This window comes from Streptomyces sp. NRRL S-378, assembly GCF_000720645.1.
GTDB lineage: Bacteria > Actinomycetota > Actinomycetes > Streptomycetales > Streptomycetaceae > Streptomyces.
In genome coordinates this window covers 13,317-29,803 of record NZ_JOBX01000071.1, presented here as the reverse complement: position 1 = coordinate 29,803, position 16,487 = coordinate 13,317, and the positions used below count along the sequence as shown (strand labels likewise).

Annotated in this window: 14 protein-coding genes; 4 read left to right on the top strand and 10 right to left on the bottom strand. The window is 74.4% G+C overall.

Going from position 1 to position 16,487, the window contains the following annotated elements; translation table 11 throughout:
* The first annotated feature begins 176 nt into the window (after positions 1 to 176).
* Positions 177 to 1,349: a C40 family peptidase gene (locus IH80_RS0132915; RefSeq protein ID WP_037881847.1), complete on the top strand. Its 1,173-nt coding sequence runs from the start codon at positions 177 to 179 to the stop codon at positions 1,347 to 1,349.
* Here the strand turns inward: IH80_RS0132915 and IH80_RS0132910 are convergent.
* The 5 genes from IH80_RS0132910 to IH80_RS0132890 are packed head-to-tail and all read right to left on the bottom strand — an operon-like array spanning position 1,286 to position 7,079.
* On the bottom strand, positions 1,286 to 2,560 hold the full coding sequence (locus IH80_RS0132910; protein ID WP_030965349.1) for a styrene monooxygenase/indole monooxygenase family protein: 1,275 nt from the start codon (positions 2,558 to 2,560) through the stop codon (positions 1,286 to 1,288). The two genes, IH80_RS0132915 and IH80_RS0132910, sit on opposite strands and share 64 nt — an antisense overlap.
* Positions 2,561 to 2,571: 11 nt before the next feature.
* Positions 2,572 to 3,192 (bottom strand): GTP-binding protein, encoded by a 621-nt coding sequence (locus IH80_RS0132905; protein ID WP_030965347.1) that lies wholly within the window; start codon positions 3,190 to 3,192, stop codon positions 2,572 to 2,574.
* Complete coding sequence (locus IH80_RS0132900) at positions 3,173 to 3,562, bottom strand: DUF742 domain-containing protein (protein ID WP_030965346.1); 390 nt, start codon at positions 3,560 to 3,562, stop codon at positions 3,173 to 3,175. The genes IH80_RS0132905 and IH80_RS0132900 overlap by 20 nt, the downstream gene beginning before the upstream one ends.
* Positions 3,559 to 4,047, bottom strand: a complete 489-nt coding sequence (locus tag IH80_RS0132895) for a roadblock/LC7 domain-containing protein (protein WP_030965345.1) — start codon at positions 4,045 to 4,047, stop codon at positions 3,559 to 3,561. The genes IH80_RS0132900 and IH80_RS0132895 overlap by 4 nt, the downstream gene beginning before the upstream one ends.
* On the bottom strand, positions 4,044 to 7,079 hold the full coding sequence (locus tag IH80_RS0132890) for a nitrate- and nitrite sensing domain-containing protein (protein WP_030965344.1): 3,036 nt from the start codon (positions 7,077 to 7,079) through the stop codon (positions 4,044 to 4,046). The genes IH80_RS0132895 and IH80_RS0132890 overlap by 4 nt, the downstream gene beginning before the upstream one ends.
* Before the next feature lie 399 nt (positions 7,080 to 7,478).
* Here IH80_RS0132890 and IH80_RS0132885 point away from each other — a divergent pair, with 399 nt between their 5' ends.
* Positions 7,479 to 8,255, top strand: coding sequence for a protein phosphatase 2C domain-containing protein (locus tag IH80_RS0132885; RefSeq protein WP_030965342.1), 777 nt, complete (start codon positions 7,479 to 7,481; stop codon positions 8,253 to 8,255).
* Positions 8,256 to 8,410: 155 nt separating this feature from the next.
* Here IH80_RS0132885 and IH80_RS0132880 read toward each other — a convergent pair whose 3' ends face one another.
* The 3 genes from IH80_RS0132880 to IH80_RS0132870 all read right to left on the bottom strand — a co-directional run bounded on the left by IH80_RS0132880 (position 8,411) and on the right by IH80_RS0132870 (position 12,259).
* Complete coding sequence (locus IH80_RS0132880; RefSeq protein ID WP_030965341.1) at positions 8,411 to 8,851, bottom strand: MarR family winged helix-turn-helix transcriptional regulator; 441 nt, start codon at positions 8,849 to 8,851, stop codon at positions 8,411 to 8,413.
* Positions 8,852 to 8,987: 136 nt separating this feature from the next.
* Entirely contained in the window at positions 8,988 to 11,387 is a 2,400-nt protein-coding gene (gene lon / locus IH80_RS0132875) for an endopeptidase La (RefSeq protein WP_030965340.1), read from the bottom strand.
* A gap of 113 nt (positions 11,388 to 11,500) precedes the next feature.
* On the bottom strand, positions 11,501 to 12,259 hold the full coding sequence (locus IH80_RS0132870) for a DUF4097 family beta strand repeat-containing protein (RefSeq protein WP_030965339.1): 759 nt from the start codon (positions 12,257 to 12,259) through the stop codon (positions 11,501 to 11,503).
* 268 nt (positions 12,260 to 12,527) lie between these two features.
* Between IH80_RS0132870 and IH80_RS0132865 the strand changes: the two genes are divergently transcribed.
* The gene (locus tag IH80_RS0132865; RefSeq protein WP_030965338.1) at positions 12,528 to 12,881 is read left to right on the top strand and encodes a hypothetical protein; all 354 of its coding nucleotides are present in this window, start codon (positions 12,528 to 12,530) and stop codon (positions 12,879 to 12,881) included.
* Here IH80_RS0132865 and IH80_RS0132860 read toward each other — a convergent pair.
* Both IH80_RS0132860 and IH80_RS0132855 read right to left on the bottom strand, forming a co-directional pair.
* Positions 12,843 to 13,772 carry a sulfurtransferase gene (locus IH80_RS0132860; protein WP_051810204.1) on the bottom strand — a complete coding sequence of 310 codons (930 nt, stop codon included), beginning with the start codon at positions 13,770 to 13,772 and terminating at the stop codon, positions 12,843 to 12,845. The genes IH80_RS0132865 and IH80_RS0132860 overlap by 39 nt on opposite strands.
* Before the next feature lie 353 nt (positions 13,773 to 14,125).
* Positions 14,126 to 15,388, bottom strand: coding sequence for a glycosyltransferase family 39 protein (locus IH80_RS0132855; RefSeq protein ID WP_107056952.1), 1,263 nt, complete (start codon positions 15,386 to 15,388; stop codon positions 14,126 to 14,128).
* A 173-nt stretch (positions 15,389 to 15,561) separates the two neighbouring features.
* Here IH80_RS0132855 and IH80_RS41170 point away from each other — a divergent pair, with 173 nt between their 5' ends.
* Positions 15,562 to 16,131 (top strand): hypothetical protein, encoded by a 570-nt coding sequence (locus tag IH80_RS41170; RefSeq protein ID WP_030965334.1) that lies wholly within the window; start codon positions 15,562 to 15,564, stop codon positions 16,129 to 16,131.
* Positions 16,132 to 16,487 lie beyond the last annotated feature (356 nt).

The following is a 16,487-nucleotide window of genomic DNA, read 5'->3' as shown; positions in this document are numbered from 1 at the left end:
CCCCCACACCACCCCCTCGCCTCACACCCCCGCCCCGCCGCACCTCCGCCCCCACGCCGCCGCTCCCCCACCACCGCCCCGCCCCGCCAACCGGGTGGGCCTGGGCGGGTGGGCGGCCCTGTTGGGGGATTTGTCATACCGGGCGTGGCAGCATCGGCGGTCTCGGAGGTGATCCCATGTCATATCGGGGGCTTCGCGCTGCCTGCGTCGCCGTAGCGCTCCTCGTCGCCGGACCGGTCCAGGGCGCCGGCGCCGAGCCGGTTCTGCCCGAAGGGGAGAACGTGGGTGCGCTGCTCACCCGCCTGCAGGGCCTCTACCAGAAGGCCGAGGAGGCGTCCGAGGCGTACAAGTCCACGGAGGACGCCCTGGAGGCCAGCAGGCGGGAGGAGCGCTCGCGCGCCGCCGAGCTCGGCAGGGCGCGTACGGCCCTCGACTCCGAGCGGGCCCTCGCCGGGCGGCTCGCCCGCGAGCAGTACCAGGGCAGCCAGGGCCTGTCCTCCTACGCCCGGATGCTGCTGGCCGGGAGCCCGCAGGCGGCGCTGGAGCAGCGTCGGCTCGCCGCCCGCGAGGGCGCCCGCCGGGCCGCGGTGCTCAGCCGTCTCGCGCGGGGCGAGAAGGAGGCCGACGCACTGGCCGTACGGGCCCGCAAGGCCCTCGACACCCGGCAGACCCTGGCCGCGCAGCAGAAGGTCCACAAGGAGGAGGTCGCCTCGCAGCTCAAGCAGGTGGAGCGGCTGCTGTCCTCGCTGACTCCGGAGCAGCTCGCCCGGCTCGGGGCGCGCGAGGCCGAGAAGACCGCCGTGGCGCAGCGGGAGCTGGTGACCTCCGGTGCCCTCCCCACGCGCACGGGCACGCCCACGGCGGCCGGTGGCGCGGCCCTCCGGTACGCGGCGGCGCAGATCGGGAAGCCGTACGTCTGGGGTGCCGAGGGGCCCGGGTCCTTCGACTGCTCCGGTCTGACCTCGCAGGCCTGGGCGCACGCCGGCCGGAGCATTCCGCGGACCAGCCAGGAGCAGTGGGCCCGGCTGCCGCGGGTGCCGCTGGACCGGTTGCGGCCGGGGGACCTGGTGGTCTACTTCCCCAAGGCCACCCATGTGGGCCTGTACGTGGGCGACGGCAAGGTGATCCAGGCTCCGCGGCCCGGGTCCGTGGTGAAGGTCTCCCCGATTGCCGCGAATCCGCTGCTCGGGGCGGTGCGGCCGGACCCGGACGGGACCCCGTTGGCGGAGTTCACCCCGCCGCCGCTGCCCGAGTCCTCGGGCGCGGCGGCGGGGGACGACGCCGGTTACTCCGCGGAGGAGGCGCCCACGGACGAGGAGTCCGCGGCGGCGGTGACCTCGGCCAGGTAGTCCGCCGCGTCCTCGGGGTCGTAGAAGTAGGCGTCGAAGTCGGCCGGGTTGTCGAACCCGTTGGCGAATCGATTCGCCACCGGCTGGAGCTGCCCGGCCGCGCCGATCAGGTTGAGCACGTGCTCCGGCGGCACGCCCAGCATCGCGTTCGTCCACTGGGTCACGGGCTTGCCCGTGGTGAACCAGTACTTGTCGAAGGTGGCCTTCATCCACGCCTCGTCGAACGGGTTGTCCCCGTGCATGAGGATCGAGGAGAGGTACGAGGCGGCACACTTGGACGCGGAGTTCGAGCCCTGGCCGGTGATCGGGTCGTTGGCGACGACGACGTCGGCCACGCCGAGGACGAGCCCGCCGCCGGGGAGGCGTCCGACGGGGTTGCGCACGACCGGGGCGTACCGGCCGGCGAGCGTGGCGCCCGCGTCCGTCAGTTCCACCTTCGTCGCCCGGGCGTACTCCCACGGCGTGTACTTCTCCATCAGCCCCAGCGTCAGCGCCAGGTGCTCCGCCGGGTCCTTGACACCGCTGAAGACGTCCAGCGGACCGCCGGGGAGGCCCTCCCAGAAGAGGATGTCCGCCCGGCCCGAGGTCGTCAGGGTCGGCATCACGAACAGCTCACCGACGCCGGGCACCAGGTTGCAGCGGACCGCTTCCGTCTCCGGGTGCTCGGGGCGCGGACCGAGCCCGTGCACGTACGAGACGGCCAGCGCGCGCTGCGGGGTGTCGTACGGGGAACGCGCCGCGTCCCGTCCGAACATCGACACCAGCTCGCCCTTGCCGGCGGCGACCAGCACCAGGTCGTAGGTGCGGGAGAAGTAGTCGAGGTCGGCGACGGACGCGCCGTGGATGACGAGCTGGCCGCCGCGCTGCGCGAAGGTGTCCAGCCAGCCGGACATCTTCAGGCGCTGGTCCACGGACTGGGCGTAGCCCTTGAGCCGGCCGAGCCAGTCGATGGGGCGGCTGCCGTCGGGGGCGGCGACCGAGACGCCGAGGCCCTCGATCTTCGGGGCCTGCTGCTCCCAGAAGTTGATCTGCAGGTCGCGCTCGTGCTGGAGCGCGGTGTCGAACATGCACTGCGTGGACATGACCCGCCCGGTGCGTATCTCGTCCGCGGTCCGGTTGGACATGAGGGTGACCTCGTAGCCCTTGGACTGGAGTCCGAGGGCGAGCTGGAGACCGGACTGGCCGGCTCCGACGACAAGTATCCTGCGCATCTCTCAGTCCTCTATTCGGGAGTGCTGTCCAGGGCGTGGCCCACCAGCGCCAGCAGGGATTCGATCACCGTCCGGCGCACCCTCGCGTCCATGATCACCACGGGTACGTGCGGCGGGACGCTGAGCGCCTCGCGCACGTCCTCGGGCTCGTACGACTGCGAGCCCTCGAAGTGGTTGACGGCGACGGCGTACGGCAGCCCGGAGCTCTCGAAGTAGTCGAGGGCGGGGAAACAGTCGCGCAGGCGGCGGGTGTCGGCCATGACGAGCCCGCCGATGGCCCCGCGCACCAGGTCGTCCCACATGAACCAGAACCGTTCCTGGCCCGGGGTGCCGTACACGTAGAGGACGAGGTCGTCGTCGAGGGTGATGCGGCCGAAGTCCATGGCGACGGTGGTGGTGTGCTTGTCCGGGGTGCCGGACAGGTCGTCGGTGGGGACGCTGGCCTGGGTCATCACCGCCTCGGTGCGCAGCGGGGTGATCTCGGAGACGGAGGAGACGAAAGTGGTCTTGCCGACCCCGAAGCCACCCGCGACCAGCACCTTGACGGCGACGGGCGCGCGGGAGCGGTCGTACTGCCAGGGCTGGACGGGTTCGTCGTCCAGCTCCGGTCTGTCAGAGACGGCGAAGACCACCGAGCACCCTTTCCAGCAGCGCGCGTTCGGGCCGGCCGGCGCCGTGGCCCGTTCCGTAGACACGGATCCTGCCCTGGTCGGCGAGGTCGCTGACCAGGACGCGGACCACTCCGAGCGGCAGCTTCAGCAGCGCGGCGATCTCGGCGATCGTGCGCATGCGGCGGCAGACCTCGACGATGGCGGGCATCTCGGGCATGCGGTCGGGCTTCTGCGGCTCGGACGCCTTGGTGTCCAGGGCGGCGACGAAGGTCTCGACGTGCAGGACCTGGGTGAACCGTGTCCGGCCGCCCGTCAGGGAGTACGGGCGGACGCGGGCGGGACGGCGGTCGGCTCCGCGTATCGGGAGTCGGTCGGCGGCCGGTCTCCTCACGGGGTGTTCTCCATCGACTGGCGCAGCTCGCTGCGGACTTCGGGGGTCAGGACGTGGCCGGCGCGGCCGACGAAGAGGGCCATGTGGTAGGCGACGACGCTCATGTCGCAGTCGGGCGTGGCGTGCACGCCCAGGAGGGAGCCGTCGCTGATGGCCATGACGAAGACCGAGCCGTGCTCCATCGCCACCATGGTCTGCTTGACGGCGCCGAACTCCATGAGGGCGGCCGCCCCGGTGGTGAGGCTGCCGAGGCCGGAGACGATGGTGGCGAGGTCTGCGGACGCCCCCCGCGGTCCCTTCGGCCTCGGCGTCTTCTGTGGTTCGCCCGCGCCGCCCGCTCCTGGGTCGGAGGACAGGAGCAGCAGCCCGTCCGAGGAGACGACGGCGACGGAGTTGACGCCGGGCACCTCCTCGACCAGGTCGGTCAGCAGCCACTGCAGGTTGCGGGCCTGGGTGCTCAGTCCGTACGTACTGGGCGCGGTCATGTGCGTGCCTCCTGTGCGCTGTCCCCCTGGTCGGTCTTGCTCTGTTCCTGCCCCCGGTCCGGCTCCCGGTCCTGTGCGAGCTCGGCGGCGACGACGCGCCGGCCGTCCTGGGCTCCCTGGTAGAAGCCCCCGAGCCGGCGCCGCAGTTCTTCGGCGTCGACCCGGCGCGGCGGCTGGGGCGGTACGTCCTCCCTGCGCGGGGCGGCCACGGTGCGCGGGGTCCGCTTCGGCAGGCCCTTGTCGGTGACGGGGCCGCCACCGTCGGCGGGGTCGGAGGGGTGGCTGCCCTGGCGGGGGAGCCAGTCGGCCTCGGCGGGGGCGTGGGCGTGCGAGTCCCCTGCGGGGGGCTCGGCGGGGTCGGTCCCGGTGGAGTCGGTCCCGGTGGAGTCGGTCCCGGCGGGGTCGGTCCCGGCGGAGTCGGTCCCGGCGGGTCCGGTCCCGGTGGAGTCGGTCCCGGTGGAGTCGGTCCCAGTGGAGTCGGTCCCGGCGGGGTCCGTCGGCGTGGAGTCGACCGGGTCCGTGTCGTGGGTGATGCGGGCAGGCAGTGCGTCCCCTGCGGGGGGCTCGGCGGTGAACACCTGGTCGGCGGGCGGGACGTCGGCCGACGGGGCGGCCGTGAAGATCTGCTCCGCCGGAGGAACGTCCGCGGCCGGGGCCGCCGTGAACATCTGCTCCGCGTCGGGTACGTCGGCGGGCGGGGCGTCGGCCGCCGTGAAGACCTCGTCGGGCGACGAGAGGTCGGCGGTGGGCTCCTGGCCGGATTCGGCCGCGGCGGGGGCCGCCAGGGCCTCGGCCAGGGTGACCGGTGTGACCGGCTCCGCCGGGACGGCGGGCTCCGCGGTCGGGACCACCGCGTCGGCGGAGTCGGCCGCCGCGACCTCGGGCTCGGCCTCGGCCTCGGGTGCGGCGTGCGCACCGCGCGGGCGGGCGGGCAGGGTGTTCTCGTTCGCCTCCGCTATCACGCCCGGCAGGTGCAGCGAGGGCGCGCCCGGCGCGGCCAGCGTGTGGACCGGCGAGGCCGGCGGGGTGGCGGGCAGCAGCGCCGCAGGGACGACGACCAGGGCCTCGGTCCCGCCGTGCCGCGCTCCGCGCAGCTCCGCGGTGACCCCGTGCCGTGCCGCCAGCCGCCCGGCCACGTACAGGCCGAGGCCCAGGCCGTGCTCCTCCTCGGGCTCCTCGTCGTACGCCTCGGGCGTGGAAAGCCGGGCGTTCAGGGCCTCCAGACGGTCCTCGGTGACACCGATGCCCTGGTCGACCACGGACAGCACGACGTCGCCGGAGTCCAGGGTCCAGCCGGACACCTTCACCTTGACCTCGGGCGGGGAGAACGTCGTGGCGTTCTCCAGCAGTTCGGCCAGCACGTGCGAGATGTCGTCGGCGGCGTGCCCGGCGACCTGCGTGTACGAGGGCAGTGCGGTGAGGTCGACGCGCTCGTAGCGTTCGATCTCGCTGACGGCGGCCCGCATCACGTCGACCAGCGCCACCGGCAGCCCCTGCCCGTGGCCGTGCTCCTGCCCGGCGAGAACCAGCAGGTTCTCGTTGTGGCGGCGCATCACGGTCGCCAGGTGGTCCAGCTTGAAGAGGGTCGCGAGCCGGTCGGGGTCCTGTTCCTTGGACTCCAGCTCCTCGATGACGGCGAGCTGGCGTTCCACCAGGCCCAGCGTGCGCAGCGACAGCGAGACGGAGGTCGTCGACATGATGCGGCGGTGCTCCTCCAGCCCGGCGCGCAGCGTCGTCAGTTCCTCCTCCAGCGCCTCCCGGCCGGAGGCGAGCGCCTCGTTGCGGCCGATGATGCGGCGCCGGTCGGCGTCGAGCCCGGCGATCCGGGTGTGCAGGGAGACCGTCTGGTCGCGTACGGCGTTCAGGTGCCGGACGACCTCGGCGAACTCGTCGTTGCGGCCGGTGAACCGCACTGGTTCGACCGAGCCTTCGGGCGTCGCCAGCCGTTCCGCGCCGCGCCGCAGGACCGACAGCGGGCGGGTGAGCGAGCGGGCGACGGCCGTGGAGAAGCCGACGGCGACGAGGAACAGCACGCCCAGCAGGGCGACCATGATCTCCAGCCGGGTCACGTCGTCGTCGCGCAGGGAGGCGAGGGCGGAGGCCCGCTGGCCGGCGAGGGTGGCTTCGACGGTGCGCATCCGGTCGATGCGGGCTGTGAGCGCGGTGCCGACGGCGGCGCCGTCGGTCTTGCGGTCGGGGCCGGTCAGGGTGGGCCGGTCGGTGAGCCGCTTGAGGTAGTCGTCGGCCGCCTTGACCTCGGGGCCGGTGACGGTGGCGGTGAGGGTCTGGCGTACGTCGGGCCGGGCGACCCGCGTGAAGTCGTCGAGGGCGGCCTGCTCCCGTACGCGCGAGCGCTGGGCGGCGGCGGTGAGTTCGTCGACCGCGGCCGAGCCCGGGGGCTGTTCGCCGCGGGGGACGGCCAGTGCGGCGAGGAGCAGTCCGCGGGTGGCCGAGGCCTGTTCCACGGCCTGGCCGAGCGGGGCCAGGGGGCGGGTGGTGGTGAGGGCGGCCTCCGCGCGCGGCGGGGTGAGGTCGGCGAGCCGGCCGCCCGGGGCGAGGAGTTCCGTGATGACGCCCGTGTAGGCCTGGTGGGCGGCGAGGGCGGTGCCCTTGCCGTCGATGGCTTCGGTGCGGACGGACCCGACGCGGGCGAGGGCCAGGGCGAGGGGCTCGTCGACCTCGGCCGCGGCCTCGGCGATCTGGCGGTCGGTGCGCTGGGTGCGTTCCTGGAGGGCGCCCTTGGCGGCACCGGGGCGGCCCTTGGCGGCGTACTCGACCACGGCGTCGCGCTCGTCGGCGAGGACGTGCGTGAGGGTGAGGATCTGCCCGGTCTGCTCCGCGAGGGTGACCAGCCGCTGGGAGTCGTTCAGCTCCCTCGCGGCGGTGACGACGGCGGGCGTGCCGGCCGCGAGGACGGTGAGCCCTGCGACGGCGACGCCGACGACCAGCCGGCTGCGCACGCGGACGCGGCGTCCTGCGGGGGCCGGGCCTTCGGCGGCGGTGCCGTTCTTCCGAGACCGCTTCTTCTGCACCGGTGCTCGCAATCCTGTACGTGTGCTTTTGCTCGTCTACTCGTGTGGCCGAGGTAACGGCCGGTCAACAAGTAAACGCCCCCTGCCCCCTCGTACCGCCTCAGACCTTTGCAGCGTGTTGGGGAGAGAGCCGCACATCGCCCACCCGGCCACTCGAACGAGTGAACATCACGGATGAGTTGGCGAACAACTCGGGAACCCGGCCCCGGAGCGGCTCCGTGGACAGGCGGTTGAAAGATCGATGCGGCCTTTGGCAGTATGCCCGCCCACATCGGCCGTCCCGAGCCGGGGCCTTGCCGGTCCGGAGCGGGACGCTCCGGGTGCGCGGAGCCCCCACCTCTCCCCGGTTTGGTCCGTACCTGCCCCGGTTCCGCAGACCCCGCCGGGCAGAATGTCCGTATGCGCATCGACCTCGCGACAGCCCCCGGCAACCGGGAACGCCCCAATGAGGACTGGGTGTCGGCGTCGGCGCCCGCTTCGGGCGGCGGGGTGCTGGTGGTCCTGGACGGGGTCACCCCGCCGGCGGGCGAGGACGGATGCGTGCACGGAGTGCCGTGGTTCACGGCCCGGCTCGGCGGCCGATTGACCGAACTGTCCGGATCGCGACGGGACATGCCGCTGGACCGGATCCTGGCCGAGGCCGTCCGCACCACGGCCGAGGCCCATCGCGACACGTGTGACCTTTCTCACGTCAGGACCCCGCAGGCGACGGTCGTCGTGGTCCGCTGGGACGAGGCGTACGTGGAGCATCTGGTGCTCTCGGACTCGGTACTCCTCCTCCAGGCGCCCGGGGGCGACGTGACGGCGGTGCTCGACGACCGGCTGGACCGGGTGCCGCGGGAGGTGCTGCGGTCGGTGGCCGCGACGGACGCCCTGCGCAACGCCGAGGGCGGCTTCTTCACGGCGGCCGCGGACCCGGCGGTGGCGGCCCGGGCGGTCACGGGGCGCACCCCGCGCGGGCGGGTGCGGGCGGTGGCAGCGCTCACGGACGGGGCGAGCCGCTGGACGGACACGTTCGGGGAGGGCGACTGGGCCGCGTGCCTGGAGGTGCTGCGGAAAGAGGGCGCGAAGGGGCTGATCGCCCGGGTCCGCGCCGTCGAGTCCGGCCCGGCGCGCCCGTCGGCCCCCCGGTACAAGCGGCACGACGACGCCTCGGCGGTCTACGCGGAACTCTGAGGCCGCGTCCGGCGGAGTGCCGGGGCGCGCGGCCGGACCCGGCTGCGGCTGCTCGGTGCCGCGGTGAGCCGCCGCCGTCACTCGGTGCCGTCACTCGGTGCCGTCGCTCGGTGCCGTCGCTCGGTGCCGCTATTTGGTGCCGCTATTCGGTGCCGCTATTCGGTGCCGACGTTCAACTGGTGCAGCAGTCGGGCCAGTTCCGCCACCTCGCCGCGGTCCCATCCGGCGAGCTTGCGCATGTACTGCTCGCGCCGGGCGCCCCGTACTCGCAGGAAGCGCTCGCGGCCCTCCTCGGTGAGGCCGACGAGAAAGGCCCGCCCGTCGGCGGGGTCCGGCTCGCGGGCCACCAGGCCCAGGACCTCCAGGGCCCGCAGCTGCCGGCTCATGGTGGCCTTGCCGACGCCGAAGTAGGCGGCGAGGTCGGTGGCCCGCTGCCGACCCGCTGCCTCCAGGCGGACGAGGAGCCCGTACGCGGCCGGCTCCAGCTCGGGGTGGAGCTCGCGGGCCATCTCGCCGGAGGAGGCGCGGGCCCGCCGGAGGAAGACGGACAGCTCCCGCTCCAGGGCAAGGAACTCCTGGTCTTCACTCCCGTGCACGTCCCGCTCCTTCTTCGCTGTGTGGCACCCCGGTGGGTGGGGCCAGTATTTCGCAGGGGGTGCGCGGACGGCCCGGGGCCCCGCCGCAGCGGGGACGCGGGCCGTCGGGAAGCCGTCGGGCGAGGGTGGTCAGCCGTCAGGCGACGGCGGTGACCGGCACCTGCGCCCCGTCGAGGGCGAGCTCCAGCACCTGGCGGACGTCGGTCACCGGGTGCACCTCCAGCCCCTCCAGCACCTCCGCCGGGACGTCGTCGAGGTCGGCCTCGTTGCGCTTCGGAATGATCACGGTCGTCAGGCCCGCGCGGTGGGCGGCGAGCAGCTTCTGCTTGACCCCGCCGATCGGCAGGACCCGCCCGGTCAGCGAGACCTCGCCGGTCATGGCCACGTCCGTGCGCACCTGCCGTCCGGAGAGCAGCGAGGCGAGGGCCGTGGTCATGGTGATGCCCGCGCTCGGGCCGTCCTTGGGCACCGCGCCGGCCGGGAAGTGGATGTGCACGCCGCGGTCCTTGAGGTCGGCGACCGGGAGTTCCAGTTCGGCGCCGTGCGAGCGCAGGAAGCTCAGGGCGATCTGCGCCGACTCCTTCATCACGTCGCCGAGCTGGCCGGTGAGGGTCAGTCCGGCGGCGCCCGTCTCCGGGTCGGCCAGGGAGGCCTCCACGAAGAGCACGTCGCCTCCCGCGCCGGTCACCGCGAGACCGGTGGCCACGCCGGGGACCGCTGTGCGCCGCTCGGCCGGGTCCTGGGCGGACTCGGGCACGTGGTGCGGCCGTCCGATCAGGCCCCGTAGCTCGCCGGCCCCGATGCGGTAGGGGAGTTCGCGTTCGCCCAGTTCGTGCTGGGCGGCGACCTTGCGCAACAGCCGTGCGACGGCCCGCTCCAGGGTGCGGACGCCCGCCTCGCGGGTGTACTCGCCGGCCAGCTTGCGCAGGGCGTCCTCCTCCAGGACCACCTCGTCGGCGGCGAGCCCGGCGCGCTCCAGCTGGCGGGGCAGCAGGTGGTCGCGGGCGATGACGACCTTCTCGTCCTCCGTGTAGCCGTCGAGCCGGACGAGTTCCATGCGGTCGGCCAGTGCCTCCGGGATGGCTTCCAGGACGTTGGCGGTGGCCAGGAAGACGACGTCGCTCAGGTCCAGTTCGACCTCCAGGTAGTGGTCCCGGAAGGTGTGGTTCTGGGCCGGGTCGAGGACCTCCAGGAGGGCGGCCGCGGGATCGCCGCGGAAGTCGGAGCCGACCTTGTCGATCTCGTCGAGCAGCACGACCGGGTTCATCGACCCGGCCTCCTTGATGGCCCGGACGATGCGGCCCGGCAGGGCGCCGACGTAGGTCCTGCGGTGCCCGCGCACCTCGGCCTCGTCGCGTACGCCGCCGAGTGCGACGCGGACGAACTTGCGGCCCATGGCGTGGGCCACGCTCTCGCCCAGCGAGGTCTTTCCGACGCCGGGCGGGCCGACGAGCGCGAGCACGGCGCCCCCGCGCCGGCCCCCGACGACGCCCATGCCGCGCTCGCTGCGGCGCTTGCGCACGGCCAGGTATTCGGTGATGCGGTCCTTCACGTCGCTGAGGCCCGCGTGCTCGGCGTCGAGCACCGCCCGGGCGCCCTGGATGTCGTACTGGTCCTCGGTGCGCTCGTTCCACGGCAGTTCGAGAACGGTGTCCAGCCAGGTGCGGATCCAGGAGCCCTCGGGGCTCTGGTCGCTGGACCGCTCCAGCTTGTCGACCTCCTTGAGGGCGGCCTCGCGGACCTTCTCGGGGAGGTCCGCGGCCTCGACGCGGGCCCGGTAGTCGTCGGACTCCTCGCCCTCCTTCTCGCCGTTCAGCTCGCGCAGTTCCTTGCGCACGGCTTCCAGCTGGCGCCGGAGCAGGAACTCGCGCTGCTGCTTGTCGACGCCGTCCTGGACGTCCTTGGCGATGGACTCGGCCACGTCCTGTTCGGCGAGGTGGTCGCTGAGGGCCTTGACGGCGAGCTTGAGGCGGGCGACGGGGTCGGCCGTCTCCAGCAGTTCGACCTTCTGCTCGACCGTCAGGAACGGCGAGTACCCGGAGTTGTCCGCGAGGGCGGAGACCCCTTCGATCTGCTGGACCCGGTCCACGACCTGCCAGGCTCCGCGCTTCTTGAGCCAGCTGGTGGCGAGTGCCTTGTACTCCTTGACGAGCTCGGTGACGGCGCCCGGCAGCGGATCGGGGACGGACTCGTCCACGGTCTCGCCCTCGACCCAGAGCGCGGCTCCGGGCCCGGTGGTGCCGGCGCCGATGCGGATGCGCCCGAGGCCGCGGATGAGGGCGCCCGGGTCGCCGCCGGAGAGCCGGCCGACCTGCTCGACGGTTCCGAGCACACCGGTCGCGGCGTACTTGCCGTCGATCCGCGGCACGAGCAGTACCCGGGGCTTGCCGCTGCTGCCCGCCGCGGCCTGGGCCGCCTCGACGGCTCCCCGCACCTCGGCGTCGGACAGGTCCAGCGGAACCACCATTCCGGGCAGCACGACCTCGTCGTCGAGCGGCAGCACGGGCAGGGTGAGCGATACGGACGTCGAAGCCATGATCTTCCCTCCGGCAGTGAAGTTGAGCTATGCCGACTCAATGCATCTGCGCCCCCCGGTGTTCCCCAATCCCCGTTCGCCGGGGGCGAACAGCCCCGGCTCCTGCTCCACCGTCAGCCGTGGAAGGAGGTGATGCGGACGTCGCCGGAGGTGGTCCGGGCCGAGAGGTGGGACGGGGCCGAGGCGTCGTCGGGGAGGGTGACGTCGCGGGCGCCGGAGGTGGTGGAGACCGCGAGGCGGTAGGGGGCGGCGGGCACCCGCAGGGTGACGTCGCCGGAGGTGGTCTCGGCGAGCACCGAGGCGGGGGCCTTCGCGAAGTCCAGCCGGGCGTCGCCCGAGGCCGAGTGCACCGACGCGCTCGGCCCGGACAGCCCGGTGGCGGTGATCCCGCCCGAGCTGGTGCTGATCCTCAGCGCTCCGGCGATGCCCTCGGCCCGGACATCGCCGGAGTCGGCCTCGACCTCGGCGGCGGCCACGCCCGTCACGGTGATGTCGCCGCTGTCGCTCTCCAGCGTGACCTTCGCGGTGGCGGGGACCTCCAGGCGGTAATCGATGGAGCAGTTGCCGGAGCAGCCGTGGGTGAAGGTGAGGACGCCCCCGCTGACCTGCTGGCCGGGTGTGGGGGCGGTCCCGCCGCGGTAGTGGACGGTACGGCGGACCGTGACGCCGGGACCGGTCCCGGGGGTGACCTCGATCGACCCGGACCGGGTGCCGGTGACCTCGACGGCGGTGACCGCCTCGGCGACCGTGGTGTCGGCGCGGGCCGTCCTGCGCGGGCCGTCGCCGAAGGAGCATCCGGCCAGGACCAGGCCGGCCGCGAGGGTGACGGCCGTGGCGCGGGCGGCCCGGGCCGCCGTGGTGAGGGAAGTCATGCCCTGATCCTCCGGCGCCGGAGCCGCCCGGCCGATGGTGCCGGTACCCGGATCCGGGGTCGGGTTATCCCCCCCCCCCGCCCCGGCACGGCACGGGCCGAACCCGGAGCGGGGCCACCGCCGTTCGCCGTTCTGCATTCGGCCGTTCGGCCGTTCGGCCGTGCAGGGTCGTTACCTCCTCATCCGTACGCGTGACGCGCGGATGCGGGCCCTGCTCATGGGCAGAGGTGGCTGCGGCACACGTTCCCACCCGTAGAAAGACCAGCTGATGCGTCTCCGCTCCGCCCTCGCCGCCGCTCTCGGCGCCGCCCTGCTCCTCGTCGCCGTCCCGGCCTCCGTCTCCGCATCCGCCGCCGCGTCGGGGCGGTTCAGCTACGCGTACGTGACCGTCGAGGGCAACGAGGCCTCCGGCTTCCTCAACGACCCGGCGGACGGCCAGTGCTTCACCCTTCCGGGCGTCGGCCAGGAGAACCCCGAGCCCGGCCACTCGCCGAGGAACCGCACCGACGCCTGGGCGACCGTCTTCGGCGACACCGGCTGCGAGGGCCCCTCCTTCCGCCTGCGGCCCTACACCGGCGGGGCGTCAGAGCGGCTGAAGGTGCGGTCGGTCGTCTTCGGCTGATCCGGCGTCCGGGGCCGCGACCGGAACGGGGGCCGGGCCGGTGGCGACCGGGCGCAGCGGGGAGGGCAGGCCCCACTCGCTCCAGGAGCCGTCGTACACCGCCAGGTCGCGGTAGCCGGCGAGGTCGGCGCCGAGGGCCAGCACGCAGGCGGTCACCCCGGAGCCGCAGCTGAAGCGGAGGCGTTCGCGTCCGCCCGTGGCCGCTTCGATGGCCGCGCGGAGCTCTGCGGCGGGGCGCATCCGGCCGTCGGGGCGCTGGAGTTCACCGAACGGCAGGCTGGCGGCGCCCGGCATGTGGCCGCCGCGCAGGCCGGGACGGGGTTCGGGGGCGGTGCCCTCGAAGCGTTCGCGGGTACGGGCGTCGAGGACGGCCGCGGCCGGGTCGGCGAGGGCGGCGGCGACCTCCTCGGCGTCGATCAGCAGGCCCGGGCGGGGCCGGGCGGTGAAGGAGCCGCGCGCGCCCTCGTACTGCGGGCCGCCGTCCTCGACGGGCAGGCCGGCGGCCGTCCAGGCGGGGAGTCCGCCGTCGAGGACGGCGGCCCGGTCGAAGCCCATGGCGCGCAGCATCCACCAGGCGCGGGCACTGGAGTAGACGCCGGCGCCGTCGTAGACGACGACGGTGTCGGTGTCGTCGAGGCCGAGGGACCTCAGCGCCTCGGTGAACTCGGCCGCGCCGGGCATGGTGTGCGGGGCGGCGGCCGCGTGGTCGGAGAGGGCCCCGTCGAGGTCGAAGGGGCGGGCGCCCGGGATCCGCCGGCCGGCGGCGCGGTGGGCGCCGACGGAGGCGTCGAAGACGACCAGTCCGGGGCCTCCCAGCCGGGCGGCCAGCCAGTCGGCCCCGACCAGCGGTCCGGGATCGCGGCGGGACGCGGGGTGGTTGGGCGTGGGCATACGGCACCTCCTGGGTCGGCGGTCCGCGCACGGCCCGCCGGCTGCGCAACGCGGTCGCCCCATCCTCCGCCCCGCCCCCCACCCGCCCGGCGCCCGGGGCCCCGCCCGACGGACGGACGACCGCACCCCGAGGCCCCGGGGCCGGGGGCCTCCCGACGGGATCCGGACCATGCCGCGCGCCGCCGGTCCGGCCCGGCGCCGCATCGTCGGCGGCGGCCGACGCCAACGGCCAAGGCGCGGCACGGCCCTGATCCGCAGGGCACCGGGCTCGTCGGTGCGGCCGGATCAGGGAGCGGCGCCCGGCCCGCGGGGCGCTGGCCGAGCAGGTGCGGGCCTTGGTCCGCCGGGCTTCGCTACGGGGGCGGGCAGTGGCCCCGGGGGGTGTAGAGGGCGATGCGGGCGCCTCGGACTTCGGTGATCGAGCACAGGTCGAAGCGGCTCGCCAGTACCTCGCGCTTGGCCGCCTCGCGCGGGTAGGGGTCCAGCGGCTGGTCCGCCGGGTCCAGCAGGGCGATCACGCGGGGCGCCGCGAGCAGGGCCGCGCGGATCCGCTCCGGGGGCAGCTCGGTGCCCTGGAGACTGCGCGAGGCGGTCGGGCCGGCGGCGAGGGCGGGGTCGCGGAGGCCTTCGTAGACCTCCGGCGAGGACAGCAGCCACTCGCGCCGGCGGGACGGCATGAACACCACGGCGTCCCCCGGGCGGGCCCGCTCCCGTACCGCGGCGGCCACCGCGAGGACGTCGTCCTTGCGGCTCTCCGGGGTGCGCAGCCATGCCGACCAGACGCCGAACGGCACGAGGAGGGCGCCCGCCAGCACCCACGGCCACCATCCGCGGGCGGCGGCCAGCCGTGCGCCCGCCAGCAGGGCGGGCCCGGCGAGCGCGTAGAGCACGTACCGGTCCACGTACCAGGGGTTGAGCAGCGAGATCGCCATCAGCAGTCCGGGCGGCAGCAGGACGAGCGGGAGCGCGACCCGGACGAGGTCCTTCGGGGCGCCCCGCGCGAGCAGCAGGCAGGCGCCGCCCACCACGGCGTACGCGGCCCAGTCCTGCCAGCTCGGCCGGCCCAGCCAGCCGAGCTGCTGGTGCGCCTGGCGCACGCTCACCGCAGCGAGCGGCAGCAGCAGGGCGGCGGCGGTCGCGGCGCTCCACCGCCAGCCGCGCGCGTGCCGGGCGGTGAAGGCGTGGGCGAGCAGCGCCAGCGCGGCGAACTCGTGCAGCCAGCAGCCGGTCAGCAGCACGACGGTGTAGGCGACCCAGCGCTCGCGGAGCATCAGGTAGGTCGCCCACACCACGGCGGCCGCGACCAGCGCGTACGAGCGGCCTTCCTGGGCGTACATCTGGACGGGCGGGAGTACGGCGTACACGCAGCCGGCGAGGAGCGCGGCACGCTCGCCCACGAGCCGGTGCGCGACGGCCGCCACCCCGGCGGCGGCGAGGGCGGTGGCGGCGACGGAGGGCAGCCGCAGCGCCCACAGGCCGCCGTCCCAGGCCTGGAACACGCCGTGCATGAGTACGTAGTACAGGCCGTGCACGGCGTCGACCCGGCCGAGGAGGTCCAGGATCGCGCCGGGCGAGCGGTGCGCCACCTGCCAGGTGACGGACTCGTCGCGCCACATGCTGCCGCCCCGTTCCAGGCCGCAGAGTCCGAGGGCCGCGGCGAGCAGCGGCGGGAGCAGGCGCCATGGCGCGATGCGGCGGATGGCGGCCTCCTGGAGCTGTCGGAAAGCTGTCGGATCGGGAGTGCGGACTCCATACTCGGGGGTGGACCCGAGTGTCTGCGGAGGTGGGTGTGCGCACGTTCCGGGCGGTGGCGGCGGTACTCCTGGGCGCGGTGGTCCTCGCGGGGTGCGGACCGTCCGGTTCCGGGGGCGACGACGCGCCGCCCAAGGGTTCCGGAGGACCGGGCACCATCACTGCGACCGCCGGCGCGAGCGCCGGTACGAGCGCCAGTACGAGCCCGAGCGCGAACCCCACCCCGAGCCACACTCCCAGCCCGCCTACGAGCGCGGTGCCCGCCCCCGGCGAGACCCTGGTCCGGGTCACCCGCAGCGGCGGTTTCGCCGGCGAGACCCACACCCTCGTCGTGAAGGGCGACGGCTCGTGGTCCCGGCTGGACGCAAAGGCGAAGGCGGAGGGCACCGGGAAGCTGTCGGAGCAGGAGCTGGCGGCCCTGCGCACCGCGCTCCGGGAGGCGGACTTCCCCGGTCGGCCCCGGATCGCGACGGGCGGACCGAAGATCTACGACGGGTTCTTCTACGCCTTCGTGCACGGCGGGTACGAGGTCGCGGGCGAGCAGGGGTCCCTGCCGCCGGCGCTGGTCAGGGTCGTGGAGGCGCTTCCTCCGTTCACCGCGGGCTGAGCTCGCGCAGCAGCCGGTCCAGGAACCCCTGCAGCCGGGCCGCCATGTCCGCGCTCTCCGGCGCGAGCACCCACTGGATCTGCAGCTGCACCAAGGGCGTGGTCACCGGCCTGCTCCGGGAGGAATGCGGCTTCGACGGCATCGTCTGCTCGACGTGGCTTCGGCCGGGCCGCCCCGAGGGCCGGCTGCCCCTCGAGCTCCCGGATCCCATGGCGGCCGTCACCGCCTCCCGGCCCGATGTGCCGAACGACACTCACGACGCGGTGTTCGCCCACGGTCGCGGACTGGCCTTGTAGGGCCCCTCCAAGAGGGATCCGACGAGGTCACAGCCAGTGGGGCACCTGACCGCCCCGCCC

What these genes read in the sequence shown, in the direction of transcription:
- IH80_RS0132915 (WP_037881847.1), top strand. Translation starts at nt 177, where the DNA reads ATGTCATATCGGGGGCTTCGCGCTGCCTGCGTCGCCGTAGCGCTCCTC.
- IH80_RS0132910 (WP_030965349.1), bottom strand. Translation starts at nt 2,560, where the DNA reads ATGCGCAGGATACTTGTCGTCGGAGCCGGCCAGTCCGGTCTCCAGCTC.
- IH80_RS0132895 (WP_030965345.1), bottom strand. Translation starts at nt 4,047, where the DNA reads ATGACCGCGCCCAGTACGTACGGACTGAGCACCCAGGCCCGCAACCTG.
- IH80_RS0132885 (WP_030965342.1), top strand. Translation starts at nt 7,479, where the DNA reads ATGCGCATCGACCTCGCGACAGCCCCCGGCAACCGGGAACGCCCCAAT.
- lon (WP_030965340.1), bottom strand. Translation starts at nt 11,387, where the DNA reads ATGGCTTCGACGTCCGTATCGCTCACCCTGCCCGTGCTGCCGCTCGAC.
- IH80_RS0132870 (WP_030965339.1), bottom strand. Translation starts at nt 12,259, where the DNA reads ATGACTTCCCTCACCACGGCGGCCCGGGCCGCCCGCGCCACGGCCGTC.
- IH80_RS0132865 (WP_030965338.1), top strand. Translation starts at nt 12,528, where the DNA reads ATGCGTCTCCGCTCCGCCCTCGCCGCCGCTCTCGGCGCCGCCCTGCTC.
- IH80_RS0132860 (WP_051810204.1), bottom strand. Translation starts at nt 13,772, where the DNA reads ATGCCCACGCCCAACCACCCCGCGTCCCGCCGCGATCCCGGACCGCTG.
- IH80_RS0132855 (WP_107056952.1), bottom strand. Translation starts at nt 15,388, where the DNA reads ATGTGGCGCGACGAGTCCGTCACCTGGCAGGTGGCGCACCGCTCGCCC.